Source organism: Paenibacillus barengoltzii NBRC 101215, assembly GCF_004000745.1.
In the GTDB taxonomy this organism is placed as follows: Bacteria; Bacillota; Bacilli; order Paenibacillales; family Paenibacillaceae; genus Fontibacillus; species Fontibacillus barengoltzii.
This window is the reverse complement of the sequence record NZ_BILV01000007.1, coordinates 1-15,603: the sequence shown is the minus strand read 5'-3', so window position 1 is coordinate 15,603 and position 15,603 is coordinate 1. Positions and strand designations below refer to the sequence as shown.

Annotated in this window: 18 protein-coding genes; all 18 read left to right on the top strand. The window is 48.3% G+C overall.

Annotated features, from left to right (window positions below; genetic code table 11):
• The first annotated feature begins 1 nt into the window (after position 1).
• Positions 2-469, top strand: a complete 468-nt coding sequence (locus PBA01S_RS02630; RefSeq protein WP_127575257.1) for a phage tail tube protein — start codon at positions 2-4, stop codon at positions 467-469.
• A 21-nt stretch (positions 470-490) separates the two neighbouring features.
• On the top strand, positions 491-904 hold the full coding sequence (locus PBA01S_RS02625) for a phage tail assembly chaperone (RefSeq protein ID WP_127575256.1): 414 nt from the start codon (positions 491-493) through the stop codon (positions 902-904).
• A gap of 231 nt (positions 905-1,135) precedes the next feature.
• On the top strand, positions 1,136-1,645 hold the full coding sequence (locus tag PBA01S_RS02620; RefSeq protein ID WP_127575255.1) for a hypothetical protein: 510 nt from the start codon (positions 1,136-1,138) through the stop codon (positions 1,643-1,645).
• A 56-nt stretch (positions 1,646-1,701) separates the two neighbouring features.
• On the top strand, positions 1,702-3,780 hold the full coding sequence (locus PBA01S_RS02615) for a sensor domain-containing protein (RefSeq protein WP_127575254.1): 2,079 nt from the start codon (positions 1,702-1,704) through the stop codon (positions 3,778-3,780).
• On the top strand, positions 3,777-4,463 hold the full coding sequence (locus PBA01S_RS02610; RefSeq protein WP_127575253.1) for a LysM peptidoglycan-binding domain-containing protein: 687 nt from the start codon (positions 3,777-3,779) through the stop codon (positions 4,461-4,463). Before PBA01S_RS02615 ends, PBA01S_RS02610 begins: the two co-directional genes overlap by 4 nt.
• Positions 4,464-4,473: 10 nt before the next feature.
• A complete protein-coding gene (locus PBA01S_RS02605) occupies positions 4,474-5,427 on the top strand; it encodes an XkdQ/YqbQ family protein (RefSeq protein WP_127575252.1) in 954 nt (317 codons plus the stop codon).
• Positions 5,427-5,768: a DUF2577 domain-containing protein gene (locus PBA01S_RS02600; RefSeq protein WP_127575251.1), complete on the top strand. Its 342-nt coding sequence runs from the start codon at positions 5,427-5,429 to the stop codon at positions 5,766-5,768. Before PBA01S_RS02605 ends, PBA01S_RS02600 begins: the two co-directional genes overlap by 1 nt.
• The gene (locus tag PBA01S_RS02595; RefSeq protein WP_127575250.1) at positions 5,765-6,160 is read left to right on the top strand and encodes a DUF2634 domain-containing protein; all 396 of its coding nucleotides are present in this window, start codon (positions 5,765-5,767) and stop codon (positions 6,158-6,160) included. The genes PBA01S_RS02600 and PBA01S_RS02595 overlap by 4 nt, the downstream gene beginning before the upstream one ends.
• Complete coding sequence (locus PBA01S_RS02590) at positions 6,153-7,232, top strand: baseplate J/gp47 family protein (RefSeq protein WP_127575249.1); 1,080 nt, start codon at positions 6,153-6,155, stop codon at positions 7,230-7,232. Before PBA01S_RS02595 ends, PBA01S_RS02590 begins: the two co-directional genes overlap by 8 nt.
• Positions 7,225-7,809, top strand: a complete 585-nt coding sequence (locus tag PBA01S_RS02585) for a putative phage tail protein (protein ID WP_127575248.1) — start codon at positions 7,225-7,227, stop codon at positions 7,807-7,809. Before PBA01S_RS02590 ends, PBA01S_RS02585 begins: the two co-directional genes overlap by 8 nt.
• Positions 7,806-8,090 (top strand): ketopantoate hydroxymethyltransferase, encoded by a 285-nt coding sequence (locus tag PBA01S_RS02580; RefSeq protein WP_127575247.1) that lies wholly within the window; start codon positions 7,806-7,808, stop codon positions 8,088-8,090. Before PBA01S_RS02585 ends, PBA01S_RS02580 begins: the two co-directional genes overlap by 4 nt.
• Before the next feature lies 1 nt (position 8,091).
• Positions 8,092-9,126, top strand: coding sequence for a tail fiber protein (locus PBA01S_RS02575; protein ID WP_127575246.1), 1,035 nt, complete (start codon positions 8,092-8,094; stop codon positions 9,124-9,126).
• 141 nt (positions 9,127-9,267) lie between these two features.
• Entirely contained in the window at positions 9,268-9,729 is a 462-nt protein-coding gene (locus PBA01S_RS02570; protein ID WP_127575245.1) for a phage holin family protein, read from the top strand.
• The gene (locus PBA01S_RS02565) at positions 9,726-10,448 is read left to right on the top strand and encodes an N-acetylmuramoyl-L-alanine amidase (RefSeq protein WP_127575244.1); all 723 of its coding nucleotides are present in this window, start codon (positions 9,726-9,728) and stop codon (positions 10,446-10,448) included. The genes PBA01S_RS02570 and PBA01S_RS02565 overlap by 4 nt, the downstream gene beginning before the upstream one ends.
• Positions 10,449-10,641: 193 nt before the next feature.
• Positions 10,642-11,352, top strand: a complete 711-nt coding sequence (locus tag PBA01S_RS02560; RefSeq protein WP_127575243.1) for a DUF3800 domain-containing protein — start codon at positions 10,642-10,644, stop codon at positions 11,350-11,352.
• Positions 11,352-11,987, top strand: a complete 636-nt coding sequence (locus PBA01S_RS02555; protein ID WP_127575242.1) for a hypothetical protein — start codon at positions 11,352-11,354, stop codon at positions 11,985-11,987. Before PBA01S_RS02560 ends, PBA01S_RS02555 begins: the two co-directional genes overlap by 1 nt.
• A 639-nt stretch (positions 11,988-12,626) precedes the next feature.
• On the top strand, positions 12,627-13,943 hold the full coding sequence (xylA, locus tag PBA01S_RS02550; protein ID WP_028537509.1) for a xylose isomerase: 1,317 nt from the start codon (positions 12,627-12,629) through the stop codon (positions 13,941-13,943).
• Between the two features lie 103 nt (positions 13,944-14,046).
• The gene (xylB, locus tag PBA01S_RS02545; RefSeq protein WP_127575241.1) at positions 14,047-15,543 is read left to right on the top strand and encodes a xylulokinase; all 1,497 of its coding nucleotides are present in this window, start codon (positions 14,047-14,049) and stop codon (positions 15,541-15,543) included.
• The last annotated feature ends 60 nt before the right edge of the window (positions 15,544-15,603 follow it).

Below are 15,603 nucleotides of genomic sequence, written 5' to 3'. Positions count from 1 at the left end.
GATGGCAGGATTTTTTAAAGCGGGCGACGCGATTTCAGGCCAAGAGGGCCGCGCTTATGCAACGATCAATGGCAGGGTCGAAGAACTGTTTTACGCTAAATCGATCGAAGCCCGGGCTGAGAAAAATAAGTCCGATTTTAAGGCGCTCGGTCGGCGTGGAACTCAGTCTAAAGCGATTGGATGGACTGGCACGGGTAGCATGACGATCTATTATGCTACCCCGGTTTTCCGGCAAATGATGCTGGATTATATCAAAACAGGCAAGGACACCTATTTTGACTTGACTGTAGTCAATGAGGACCCCAACAGCTCGCTTGGCCGGCAGACAGTCATCTTGCGCAACGTCAACCTGGACAGCGTGATTATGGCCAAGCTCGATGTCGATGCTGAGTTTTTGGATGAGGATTGCGATTTTACGTTTGATGATGTCGATATGCCAGATAGCTTTGCAACGCCTGTATTGGGCTAAAATAATTGGAGGGGATAGAATATGAGCTTGTCTGCTTTTTTTGCACAAAACGCACCTGCTGAGATTGTAGAGGAGGTCGTAGTATCTGAACGCTTCAAGGAGAAAGGCAAGCCAATTCCTTGGAAGTTGCGTAGCATGACTGAAGGAGAAAATGAAGCAATCCGTAAATCGGCACAACGCAAGGTGAAAGACAAAGGTGTTGTGACGACCGAGACTAATACTGATGAATACCTCGCAAAACTGGCCGTTGCTAGTGTTGTATACCCAGATCTGAAAGATGCTGAACTCCAAAAATCTTACGGGGTTGTAGGAGCCGATCAATTGATCAAACGTATGCTGCTACCGGGAGAGTACGCTACACTTATTCAAAAGGTCCAAGAAATCAATGGATTTGATAAGGACATTAATGAACTTTCCGAAGAAGCAAAAAACTGATCAAGGAGGGCGATGGTGAGGCCGTGATAGCTCACTACGCCCTCCATCAGCTTCACATTTTGCCGGGTACTCTTTTGTCGCTTCCTCGTGAAGAACGGGCTTTTATTATAGGCTCAATTAAAGTAAAACTCGAAAACGAGAAAAAAGAAGCGGCAAAATTGAAGCGAAAGTAACCCATTGTCCGTAACCATATAGTATAATTGTGAAAATGATGAAATCTCGGAGGAGTATATGGCTAAAGCAATCGTAAAGTTAATTGATGGGTTGCCGTTAAAAAACCAGGATGCGAATATTGAACTCACCTTCGATGAACAGTTTTTACTTATTGCCGAGACTAGGCCCCAAGGATTCAAGATGGTTACGGATAACCTGTTTAAGATCCCTCTTGAAAACGTCATAGATACGTTGCTAACCACCGAAAAGGAAGTAGTAGAAAAAAATAAAAGCGTCATTGGGCGCGGTGTTGTCGGAGGACTAGTTTTCGGCCCCGCAGGGTTGTTTCTAGGCGGTCTATCGGGGATAGGAAAAAAGAGTAAGGTGGAGAAAAGTAAAATCTACATCGTGTCTTATGTGGGTTCCGACAAAGAAGTCAAAAACATCACATTTGGCATGAACAAGATGATGGTTGGCGTGACTGAAAAATTTGATAAGGCTTTTTCAAAACACCATAAACTAGTGCCTAAGAGTCCTGATGTACAAAGGTTATTTTCTTCGGACGGCACGAGAGAAACTATATTATAAATCTAAGCACCCTTAGAGCGGTGCTTTTTTATTTTGTCCGGAAAGAAGGTGAGTTTATGACCACGGTTGCTTCTACGCTTAAAATTTTTGATGCGATGTCTAAACCGCTTAAGAATATCACCTCCGGAATGAATCTTATGATCTCAACGATGCACGAGATGCAGAGCGCGACCAACAAAAACGTAAATATTGACAAGAGCCTGAAGTTGGCCAAACAGCAGATCGCGTCTGCCGAAGCCAGCATTAATGCCGAGATCGAAAGAGCTACGAAGGCACAGGAGCAGTTCAATAGACGCACCAGAGAATCCAATCAAGGTGCGAAATCACTTCTGAATACCATTAAGACTCTAGGGGCAACATACCTTACTTTCTCCGCTGGCAAAACACTCTATGAGCGAACGGTCGGGGAAGCTATGAACCGGCAAACTATACTCGATACACTAGCAGCTAGAACGGGGAGCGTGCCGCACGGTCAGGCGATTTTTGATGCAGTAACAAAGCAAGCGCTCAAGTACGGACAAGATGTAAATGCTGCATTGGCCGGATCCCAATCGTTTATGTCAGCTACAATGAATCCAAAAACGATCACTGAATTGAATATGCTGGCAATGCGCTTGTCTAAGCTTAACCCTTCGGAAGGGCTTGAGGGTGCTGTATTCTCTTTAAAAGAACTTCTATCCGGAGACTATACGTCTATCTCAGAAAGGTTTAATATTTCTCGGTCAATGCTTAAGGACAGCGAAGCGAGGGCCGCAGGTTTACGAGGGGACGTTGAGGGATTCATTAAAGGGATGGACAAGTTGCTGAATCAGCAGAACATGACACAGGCCGCCTTTGAAAAGATGCTGGACACACCCTCGGCAAAATGGAATAAAATCATTCAGACTCTCGAGTTCAAATTAGGAGACGCAGGTATGGGGGCAGCCAAAAAATTAGGTACAGTCTTTGATAAAATATATGCAATAATCAATAGCAAAGCTTTTGACCAATTTATTGACGGGCTCAGTGTTGGTTTGTCGATTTTAGTCGGACTATTTGGTGGAGTAGTTGACGGCGCGACTTGGTTTGCGCAGGTTGTCCGCTACAACTGGCCTATTATTTCTGGGCTTTTTGCGGCGTTACTGACTTATCTGACTATATTGGGCGTACGACAGATCCCATTGCTTGTAGCAAAGCTATGGTTAATGGTTCCCCCGATACTCGCACAGGCCGGCGCGTGGATGATGGCTAACTGGCCTATCCTCCTCGTAGTTGCAGCTGTAGGGCTATTAATAGCAGCACTCGTGCATTTTGGAGTTTCAGCACAAGAGGCCATAGGCTTTGTTATAGGGTTGTTTTATTCATTGTACGCTGTGGTATACAACCAATTCGCTTTGCTTTGGAATCTGGTCGCCAGTTATGCGGAGTTCTTGATAAACGTATTTATCGACCCGACGTATGCGGTAAAGAAATTATTTTACGATCTTGCAATGACTTTCGGCAACTACATGTATAACATGGCGAGATCAGCTGAGGACTTTGCCGGAAACTTTATGAAGACCATTCTTAAAGCGATCAATAAGACTCTCGAAGGTTTTAACTGGCTAGTCGACAAAGTAAACGATATGTTCGGGACGGATTTCGGTAAAGCGGCTTTATTTGACGAGAATAACATCCACGCCGTTAGCGACGGCATGAAGAAAATCATGGATACACTTGAAAAGCCGGTTAGCAACAAGAACATTGTATCCATCGAGCGGATGCAGCAGAAGAATCTAAAAGACTCGTTCGATACCGGGTATAAGGCCGGATTTAATGTAACGGATAAGGCCCTCAGCAAGTTAAGTAACGCCTTTAAGGGCATTGGGACTAATAGTAACGGCTTTTCAGATTTTGCTGATAATATTTCAAACATCGACAAGGTCGGTGAAGTTGGGAAGATCAAGGATAAGGTCGACATTTCCAGCGAAGACTTGAAGCTCATGCGCGAGCTGGCCGAAATGAAATCGATCCAGAACTTTGTGACCTACACGCCAACTGTGCAAGTCACTACAGGACCCGTATCAAAGGATGTTGATATTGATGAGGTTGTGGCTCGAATTGAACAAACACTTGAGGAAGACCTGGCAGCCAACGCCGCGGGGGTGTATGCATGACCTACTCATTGACCCTATCATTTAACAACGAATCCGAGGCTATCGAGTTCCCCGTCCTGCCGGAAAAAATAGAAGTATCAACGTCCAGCGGGAACAAGACTTATGACGTCTCGCAGCTTGGGGAGGTCAACGTAATCAAATCGACCAAGCTGACCGAGATTGCTTTTGAGGGGATTTTCCCGGCAAACTGGTTCCCCGGCTGCAATGTGGCTCAGTCAGCTCTATTCGTACCGTCTCATTATATCGTTGATCGTATCGAGAAATGGCGCGAGGAAAAGCGACCTGTACGGCTCGTCTTCACTGGGTCAACTATGAATATTAACCTGCCGGTCACTATCGAGCGCTTTATTTGGTCGGAGTCCGGCGGCGCCGTCGGGGATATCGCTTTTCAACTCGCATTGAAAGAATATCGTTTTTACGCAGCACGCAAGGTACAGATCGCTAAGCAATCTGGTTCGGTTAGCGTGGCTATGCCGAAGCTGCTGAGCGCCAAAACTCCAGCTCGCGCGGATACGCGGGTACAACCTAAGACGTACACCCTCGTTGCCGGAGATAACCTCTGGAAAGTGGCTCAGAAGTTTCTCGGTAACGGTGCGAGGTACAAGGAGATCCAGAAGCTGAACGGCATCAAGGACAGCGAGCTGAAGCGGCTGCCGGTCGGGAAAGTCATCAAACTGCCATAGGGGGTGCGATATGCTGCAAGTCATCACAGATAACAAGCAGGGCGGAGTCTTTGACATATCCGAGATCGTCACCGGAGCGACGTGGAAGACGTCCCGGATCGGCAAGCCCGGCAGTGTAGACCTCACTATCCTGCAAGATGCCAATTACATGGTCAGCAATGGGGACATTATCGCGCTCAAGTGGGATGATGTCCCTTTGTTTTATGGTTATGTCTTTACGATTGGCCGCAGCGAAGCAGATACGCTGACCATCAAGGCTTATGATCAGATCCGGTATCTAGCTGCAACCGATACTTATGTATTCAAAAACAAAACCGCCGCGGCGATCGTCAAGCAAATCGCGGATGACTTCGGGCTCAAATGGGGGCATGTCGTAGACACGAAATATAAAATCCCATCCATGGTGGAGGACGGCCAGAAGTTGCTCGACATCATCGACAAGGCCTTTGCCCTGACCACGATTAACACCGGCAGTATTTACGTGTTTTACGACGACTACGGCAAGCTGGCCGTGCAAAACGTTAAGGACCGCGTGCTGGAGCTCGTGATCGGTGACGGTAGCCTGATGACGGACTTTACGTATCAACAATCGATCGACAGTGACACGTATAACCGTATCAAGCTGGTACGGGACAACAAGAAGAGCGGCAAGCGTGACGTGTATATTGCTCAGGACAGCAACAACATTGCCAAATGGGGCCGGCTGCAATATTACCAACAGGTCGACGATAACCAAAACGAGGCGCAGATCAAAGCGCTCCTGGATCAGCTCTCTAAGCTGAAAAATCGGGAGACCAAGAGTCTAAAAATAACGGCTCTTGGCGATCCAACGGTCCGGGTCGGCAGCTATCTGAAGATCGAGATTGGGGAGCTGGCGATCGACCAACTGTTTTTGATTGAGGAATGTTCTCATAACTTTGCAGGCGATGACTACACAGTCCAAATTGAATTGAAGGTGGTTTAATGGCGTTAAGCGATACTATCAAGCGGCTGGGGGCCGGGGCAATCGAGGCCGGCAATCCGGTAGCAGTCATGTTTGGCAAGGTCACAAAGACAAATCCTCTTGAGGTAAACGTGGATCAGCGTTTTACTCTCGACGAGGATTTTTTAATTGTCCCGGAGCAGTTGACCCGCTACGAAGTCGATCTGAAGCATAAGCATACCACAAGCAGCGAGGACACCGGGGAGGCTCTGACGGAGAAAGTCGTGATCCGGGAAGGGCTCAAGGCTGGCGATACCGTGCTGCTGCTCCGGGTGCAGGGTGGCCAGAAGTACGTTGTCTTGGATAAGGTGGTGGGCGGATGATACCGATTGGTGGATCTATACAGGACGCGGCGGAGACGCAGCAAACCAGTCGCACATATGGCATCGACTTTGCTGTGGGCAAGGCGACCGGTATGGTGGATGGGCTGGAAGCGGTCCGGCAGGCAGTCTACAAGATCCTGCATACAGACCGGTTTGCTCACCTGATCTACGATGCCAACTATGGCAGCGAGATCAGCAGCCTGCAGGGCAGGAGCCAAGGGTATGTCCGGTCGGAGATTGAACGAAGGATCCGGGAAGCCCTGCTGCAGGACGACCGTATATCTGAGGTCGCGGATATGCAGATCAATATCACCGGAGATGAGGCCTTGGTAACCTTTACTGTGGTGTCTACCTACGGAGATTTTAAGGAGGAGGTAACCGCGAGTGTATGAGGGGCAAACCTTTGAAGTGATCCTTAATCGGATGTTGGCCCGGGTGCCAGACAGCGTTGACAAGAGGCCCGGGAGTATTATTTACGACGCCTTGGCGCCAGCAGCTGCCGAGCTGGCGCAGCTTTACATGGAGCTGGACATTAACCTTGCTTTGTCCTTTGCCGACACAGCGACCGGGGAGTACCTGGAGCGCCGGACGGCCGAGTTTGGCGTCCAGCGGAAGCCAGCGACGAAGGCGTGGCGCAAAGGCCTATTTTACGCGTCTGGTGACGTGCCTATGGACGTGCCGGTCGGCAGCCGGTTTTCCTTGGGCGACCTCAATTATACGGCTGTGAGCCGGATCGCTGCGGGGCAGTGGCTGCTGGAGTGTGAGACGGTCGGCGTCATCGGTAATCAGGATTTTGGGCTGTTGTTGCCGATCGATTATATCGAGGGGCTGGCACGGGCGGAACTGGCCGATGTGCTGGTGCCCGGGGAGGATGCGGAAACGGACGAGTCGCTCCGGCAGCGCTACACGTCGGCCATTAACGAGCAGGCTTTTGGCGGTAACGTTGCGGACTACAAGCAGGAGATCAACGCGATTAACGGCGTGGGCGGCGTAAAGGTGTTTCCGGTCTGGAACGGCGGCGGCACGGTGAAATGCACGATCATTGCCTCTGACTTTAACCCTCCGTCGCCGACGCTGGTTGATGAGGTACAGACCTTAATTGACCCGCTCGTTAACAGCGGTCAGGGCATCGGCTTGGCTCCGATCGGGCACCAGGTCACCATCACCGGCGCGCAGCCGGTTACGATCGATGTCGTGGCTACGCTGACGCTATCAGCTGATACGACAATCGGCCAAGTGCAGAGTGACGTCGAGGATGCGATCCGAGCTTATTTGTTGTCGCTCAGGCAGGCGTGGGCGGATGAATCAGCCCTCATCGTGCGCACCGCACAGATCGAGTCGCGCATCTTGGCCGTGCCCGGCGTGGTCGATATTACCGGGACGCAGCTGAATGGTAGCGCGGGCAATGTCGTTCTCGGAGATGATCAGATTCCGGTCATGGGGACGGTGACACTGAATGAATAGGCTGCTGGAATATCTTCCATCCATCTACCACGACGTCATCGATTTTGTGGAACTGACCGAGACGGGGGCAGAGGAGGTCATATCCGCCGAGCAGGCCATCAAGACACTGTTTGATGACCAGTTTGTGACTGAGGCATCCGAGCAGGCGATCCGGCGGCGTGAAAAGCTGCTCGGCATCCAGGCCGATCCGACGACGGAGACGTTGGAATTTCGGCGGAAACGGTTGATCAACCGGTACTCGACCAAGCCGCCTTTTACCGTCAGATACCTGCAGCAGCGCTTGGATTTCCTAGTTGGCGCCGGCCTGACGATCGTGTCGGTTGACCCGCAGAACTTCACACTGACCGTGACCACGAATATCGACAACGCTGCGATTTTTAAAGAGGTTGAGCGCACAGTCAAAGTCACGAAGCCGGCCAACATGATCTACCAGCAAAAGACCTCACTGCAGGACACACTCGAACTCAAAGAGCGCATTAAGGCGCGGTCGGTTAGCTGGAATTACAAGCTGGATGGTTCGTGGAAACTTGGCGAGAAGCCGTTTGCGGACCTTGGTATGGAGGTGGTTTATAAATGATCGCAAGCACGCTTTTGTCGGAAATCGCCGAGCTGGTGGACAGCAAGATTGCTAAGGTTGTCCTAAATGAGACGTACGAGATCGATACGTTTGAAGTCAAAGCCGTGACCGGGTCTACGGTAGGGATGCAATATGTCGTCCCTGCCTCGGCGGTGTCGGTGGTCACCAAGATCGAGTTAAAAAACAGCTCCGATCAAGTGGTCAGCAGTAATGACGTGTACGTACCGATTACCTCGGATACGTTAATTTTGCAAACAGTTGAAGTTAAGGAGGCATCATAGTATGGCCAAAACAAATTGGGGCCTGAATGACGTTGTGCAGCCGTCGGACTTAAATGGCATCGGCCAGGAGATTAATCAACTCCGCGAGGATGTCGATAATATGGACTTTCCGCTGTCCGACGCAACGGATGGGACACGCAGCGATGTAGCGGCGTCGGAAAAAGCTGTAGGGCTGGTCATGCAGGAAGCCCAAGCGGCAAAGCAAGCTGGCAATGAGCGAAAATCAGAAGTGGTTGCCGCGCTCGTTGCCAAAGGGATTTCGGCATCCACTTCAGAAAGTTGGGATTCGCTGCTAAGTAAATTGACTTCTCTCATCAAGGCCACGGGTAACGCCACGGCGGCGGATGTTTTGGCCGGGAAAACTTTTAGTAATGCATCAGGAAATAATATTGCAGGCTCAATGCCAAACCGTGGAGCCGTCAATCAGACCATTACAACGCAAGGTGGGCAGTACACAATTCCAGCCGGCTGCCATAACGGTAGCGGGAAGGTGACGGCGAATTTTGCGAATCTTGTGCCGGAGAATGTAAAGAAAAATGTTAATATCGGCGGAGTCGTTGGAGCGCTCCAACCTGGCGGATCTATCGATGTTGATGTTCACGAGGCAGGTAGTATGATTAACGGGTGGTTTGCAACTGAACCGTTTCTTACAATTCCTAGTGGAACAAAGAAAGTTACGTTTATGACAATGGGAGCAGTAGGAAATTCTTCCATGGTTTTTGGTAGTACATCAGAAACAGGTCCAATAATTTATTTGGCTTTAGGAGATGGAACAATTTCAAGCTCAAACTACACCGCGTTAATATCGTCAAACTCCGTTGCAAACCAAGCTAGGTACATTCATTCGTTTACTATTGACTTGGAATTGAGAAAATTTTACTACTTAGCCAGCAACTCGCAGGGTCAATTATTATACGGAACGGTTGACATACCGGTAGGAAAACCAACTGACAAGATGTACTTTTTAATCGGAAACTCAACAACTCCTTTACCGCAGTACATTATAAATCTAACCGGTCGTTTGGTTTACGCATAACAAATGTTTAGATGAAGGGTGCTGACAATGATCAGGATGTTTAAGAGCAAAGATACTGTACACATTACCGCCGAATAGGCGTTTTTATTTTGCCCTCGGAGCCGATCCGGGGGATATTACATTTGAGAGGATGAAAAGAGCATGGATAAAACAAAATATGCAGTATCGACGGCCGGGGCCTTTTTGGTTCCGGCTTTTGAATTTCTCTACGGAAGCGGTGAGCCAGTGAGAGCAATTATGGCAGCAGTTATTTTCTTCATTATCATGGATTGGATTTCAGGCATCCGAGCGGCAAAAAAGGATGATACTTACGCTAGCCGGTACGGCATCGACGGGGTGGTTCGTACGCTCTTCATGCTCCTTCTCCCTGCCGGAGGTCATCTTCTTGATGTTGTATTTAATCTCCCAGGGATCATCTTTGGCGCTTTTGCTTTTGGTCTCCTTTACCATGTGCTGCAGAGCATGACGGCAAATAGTATTCGTGCTGGCTGGGGGGATTGGCTGCCCCTGCCGGTGCTTAACGCATTAATAGACTGGGTTAAGAGTGAGCTGGATAAGAAGATTCAGCGGGCGGAATCAAGAAAGGATGGTGTATCGCAATGAAAAAGGTATGGATCGATGCTGGCCACGGCGGAAAGGACCCGGGCGCAGCGGCGAATGGATTGAAGGAGAAGGACATCGCGCTTGCGGTATCCTTGGCCATCAAAGCAAGATTGGAAAGCGCGTATGAAGAAGTACAGGTACTGCTCTCCCGCAACACGGATGTTTTTCTTGAACTTAAGGAGCGAACAGACAAAGCGAACGCAGCCGGAGCGGATCTGCTCGTATCCGTCCACTGTAACGCCGGAGGCGGAGCGGGGGGCTTCGAATCGTTCAGGTATACGAATGCCTCAGCTGCATCTAGGGCATTCCAAAACGTCTTGCACACCGAGATCATGGCTGCACTCAAGCCGTTTGGCGTGACAGATCGGGGGCAAAAGGCGGCCAACCTGCATATGGTTCGTGAGAGCAAAATGCCGGCTGTGCTGACCGAAAACTTGTTTATCGACGTTACCGCTGATGCTGCGAAGCTTAAACGGTCTGACGTAACCGATGCGATCGTGGCCGGTCATGTCAGCGGGATTGCAAAATACCTGGGATTGAAGAAGAGGGAGGCGGAACCGGTTAGCGACAAGGTGACTGTGATCGTGAATGGAAAGAAAGTCGAAGACGGGATACTGATCGACGGCGTTACTATGGTGCCGCTCCGAGCTGTTGGAGAGGCTCTTGGGGCAAAGGTTACTTGGGATAATAAAACGAAGACAGCCGCGGTCAAAAGATAGGGCATTTACAATTTTCCCCATTTGAACTATACTTGCTATAGAAATCCGGAAGCATCGGTGAGAACTCTGCTAGCTGTATGCTAGCAGAGCTTTTTTTTTGTATGCGAAAATACGCCGTAAATGTGAAAAAATAGTATAATTATAGGTACACTAGCTACCTAATATCTATTAATCAATTGAGAGGGTTTTTAGATTGTTTAATATATATTGTGATGAAAGTTGTCATTTAGAGAATGATTCTTCTGACGTTATGGTGCTTGGTGCAATAACATGTCCTTCGGAGAAGAAAAAACAAGTTTTTTCTGATATTAGGCATATTAAAGAACAACATGGGATAAGTAGCTGGACTGAGTTAAAGTGGACAAAAATATCCCCTGCAAAACTTACAGTATATTTGGCTCTGGTAAATTATTTTTTTGAAAATAAAGATTTGCAATTTAGAGCTATTGTTGCGAAAGAGAAATCTTTACTTGACCATTCAATTTACAATGATGGGGACTATAACACTTGGTACTATAAAATCTACTATAGACTTTTGGAGCCTATTACTCGAAAGGGACAATATCGAATTTTTCTTGATATTAAAGATACTTGTGGTGGGAAAAAGGTGAGGAAGCTGCAAGAGGTTTTAGCAAACAGTAAATATGATTTCAGTAATGAAATTATTAAGGATATAAAGCAAATTAGATCCCACGAATCTGAATTAATGCAAATTACGGATATATTTATCGGTGCACTTTCGTATTATCATAGAAATCTATTTTATAAAGAGGGGAGTAGCGCAGCCAAAAATATACTGATAGACCATATCCATGATCTTTACCCTGTTGAATTTAATAGAAGTTCAGCATTGAGTGAAAAAAAATTTAACATCTTTATATGGAATCCTAGGAGGGTAAGATAATGCATTCGACTAAACTTCCCCCTCCACTAATAATTGATGATGACTATAATGTCTCGATAGAACACTTTTATGAAAATTTTAAAGTTGGATTTATGGATAAGAATAAAAGGCCTCGACTCTTTGGAAAATTTATCTATGTCAATTGTAGAAATTGGATTGAGAAGAAATCTGATACATTTTGGCATTTGATTGCCTTTGATGAAGGGGAATCAGAATCTTTTAATATATTGCCTTGTAATAATGATGTTGCTCAAGAGATATGTCCTGAGAACTGCATAATCAAACAATTTAGTATTGAACTAAATACTAAAAAAAGAGATTTGTGCTTGTATAGAGGTGCTAGAATTAATTGGATATCTCCAGTGATAGAATTGGCGAATAAGCAAGATCCAAATATACAGTATTGGAGAAAACAAGAATATAATTTTAAAAAAAGAATGAGGGAGGGGAAAACCTACATTAGGTTCAAACACGAAACAGTTGACTATTTAATAGTTTTAGCTGAAAAATATAATGATAACGGGGAATTGAATAATTATCACTTTATAACTGCTTTTCCTGTATTTTATTTGAATAAAAAAAGGCTCTACGATAAGGACTATCTGAACTTTATAAACACCTTAGAAAAAAAATAAAAAACCGGTAATCGCTTTGCGAAAACCGGATTCTCCTTCTACGACTAGGTAGATGAGCTACATTTATTTTAGCTAAAACGCCATGGGGTGTCAATTGTTCATTTCACACAATTCACTTAATTTACATATATAACCAAAAAACCGAGAGCGAACCGTTCTTGGCTTTTTTTTTGCGCTCGGAAACGACCAGGCTCGTTACCAGTGTTCCGGTGACACAACCAGCAACCCAGACTGGCCGATATCAACTTTGGCGCCGGTGCGTTTTCTTTTTAGCAGAGATCCCAATTTCGAGGATGCGACCGCAGCTACCAGCGTACGGATGAGGCGGCAGGATCCTGACCAGCATTCCTGGTCTAAGGTCTTCCAGATCCATCTAAGTAACTCCTTTCAGCGCCTTTGCCCACAACTTGCCCACAAACATATGGAGTAAAGGCATGTTTTATGGTGTATGCTGGATAGCAAGACCTGCGTCATTATGCGTTATCGAGTAAACTTTGTTAGTTTACTAGACAAACTAAGTGGAACGTGATACGATCTTAGTGTAGACGGCATGCTCGCACAAGTAAATGGGCATGCTACTTAAAATCGACAGGATGTAAAGGCTTACTTTAATTAAATCTCTGGTGGGAGGAATACGTGGTGAGTTATTTCAAGAACATTAGCAAAATTCAGTATGAAGGCGCAGGTTCCGACAATCCGCTAGCATTTAAACATTATAACGAGAATGAAGTTGTACTCGGCAAAACAATGAAGGAGCATTTGCGTTTCGCCGTGGCTTACTGGCACACGTTGACGATGAACGGCAGCGACCCATTTGGTCAAGGCAACATGATTCGTCCTTGGGAAACAGTAAGCGGCATGGATCTGGCAAAAGCTCGCGTTGAAGTTAACTTTGAATTCTTGGAGAAGCTTGGCGCTCCGTATTTCTGCTTCCATGACGTAGACGTTGCTCCTGAAGGCGCAACCCTGAAAGAATCCAATGAAAATTTGGACGTCATCGTAGCTAAAATCAAAGAAGGCATGAAGCAAACCGGCGTGAAGCTGTTGTGGAACACAGCTAACATGTTCTCCAACCCGCGTTACGTGCATGGTGCGGCAACAACCTCCAACGCTGACGTATTCGCTTATGCTGCAGCACAAGTGAAGAAAGGTCTGGAAACTGCTGTTGAGCTGGGCGCTGAAAACTATGTGTTCTGGGGCGGTCGTGAAGGTTACGAGTCCTTGCTGAACACCGATATGGCTCTGGAACTCGACAACCTGGCAAGATTCTTCCAAATGGCAATCGACTATGCCAAAGAAATCGGCTTCAAAGGTCAATTCTTGATCGAGCCAAAACCAAAAGAGCCTACCAAGCACCAATATGACTTCGATGCTGCTACGACGATTGCATTCCTGCAAAAATACGGCTTGCAAGATCACTTCAAGCTGAACCTGGAAGCAAACCATGCGACGCTGGCTGGCCATACGTTCGAACATGAACTGCGCGTAGCCCGCATCAACAACATGCTGGGTTCGATCGACGCGAACCAAGGCGACATGCTGCTCGGCTGGGATACGGACGAATTCCCAACAGACCTGTATGCTGTAACGCTCGCGATGTATGAAATCCTGAAAAACGGCGGCTTGGGCTCCGGCGGGGTGAACTTCGACGCGAAAGTAAGACGTACTTCCTTCGAACCGGAAGATCTGTTCTATGCTCATATCGCTGGTATGGACACCTTCGCGAAAGGCTTGAAAGTAGCCGGCAAAATGATCGAGGACAACTTCATTGAAAACCTGATTGAAGAACGTTATGCAAGCTTCAAATCCGGCATCGGTGCGGATATCGTGTCCGGTAAAGCGAACTTCAAAACGCTGGAAGCTTATGCTCTGGAACACAGCAACATCGTGAACAAATCGAACCACCTCGAGCTGGTGAAAGCCCGCCTGAACGAATACATTTTCGGCACGAAATAAGCTTAGAGAGAGACTTGTTTCACAACTATCCAAAAGGGGACGCCTGCCGTCCCTTTTTGTGGTATAAGGCCCCTTAGGGGACATGCGAAGGGAGAGTATCGCAATGAAGTATGTGATTGGCATCGATCTGGGGACCAGCTCGGTGAAGACGTTGCTTGTGAATCAAAACGGCGATATCGCCGGGGAGGCGTCCGCAGCATATCCGCTGATCCAAGAGCGTCCGGGGTATAGCGAACAAAATCCGGAGGAATGGGTCAAAGGGACCGTTGCTTGCTTGCAGCAATTGCTCAAGGAAAGCGGCGTAGCGGCCGAAGACATCGAAGGTGTCTCCTTCTCCGGTCAAATGCACGGTTTAGTGCTGCTGGATGAGCAGAACAATGTGCTGCGCAACGCGATTCTGTGGAACGACACCCGTACGACCAAGCAATGCCGCGATATTGAAGCGAAGCTGGGCGACAAGCTGCTCGATATTACGCGCAACGCTGCGTTGGAAGGGTTTACGTTGCCAAAAATCCTTTGGATACAGGAGCATGAGCCGGAGTTGTTTGCCAAAGCTGCACGTTTTGTATTGCCGAAGGATTACTTGCGTTATCGTATGACCGGCCAAGTGCATATGGAAATCTCCGATGCCGCGGGAACGCTGCTGCTGAATGTGCCGGAGGGGAAATGGAGCGAGGAGATCGCTGCCGCCTTCGGTCTTCCCACTGGCTTCTGCCCGCCGATTGTGGGCAGCACCGAGTTTACCGGCACGTTGCTGCCGGAGTTTGCCGCTGAGTCCGGCCTGGCAGCGGGCACGAAAGTGTTCGGCGGCGGTGCTGACAACGCCTGTGGCGCGGTTGGTGCGGGCATCGTCCGTAAAGGCGACGCGCTGTGCAGCGTGGGAACGTCTGGCGTAGTGCTGACTTACGAAGAAGATAAGAACAAAGATTTTGCCGGCAAGGTGCATTTCTTTAACCATGCGCATCCGGGCGCTTTTTATGCAATGGGCGTGACGCTGGCTGCAGGGTATTCCTTAAGCTGGTTCAAGGATTCGCTGGCACCGGAGCTTAGCTTTGACGAGCTGCTGAAGCCGGTGGGCGACATCGCACCGGGTTCGGAAGGTCTGTTGTTCACCCCGTATCTGGTCGGGGAACGTACACCGCACGCGGACAGCGTCATTCGTGGCAGCTTCATCGGCTTGTCCGGCACACATCGCCGCGAGCATCTGGCCCGCGCTGTGATGGAAGGGATCACCTTCTCGCTGCAAGAATCGTTTGATCTATTTCATGCAGCTGGTATCGAGGTTGAACGCGTCATCTCCATCGGCGGCGGCGCGAAGAATCCAGTTTGGCTGCAAATGCAAGCCGATATCTTCGGCAAGCCGGTCGTGGCACTCAAGAACGAGCAAGGTCCGGCGATGGGCGCAGCGATGATGGCGGCGGTTGGCAGCGGCTGGTTCGGCAGCCTGAAGGAATGCGCTGATGCCTTCATCGGGTATGCGAAGACATATGAGCCGATTCCGGCTAATGTAGAGAAATATGCTCGCTTATTTAAGCTGTATCAGCAAGTTTATGCAGCAACTCGCTCGCTGAACGAAGGGCTGCAGGAATTCCGCGGATAAGCTTGCACAAGGATCTGTCCATAAACGCCTGTTCCCCTGGGGAATAGGCGTTTTTTCATT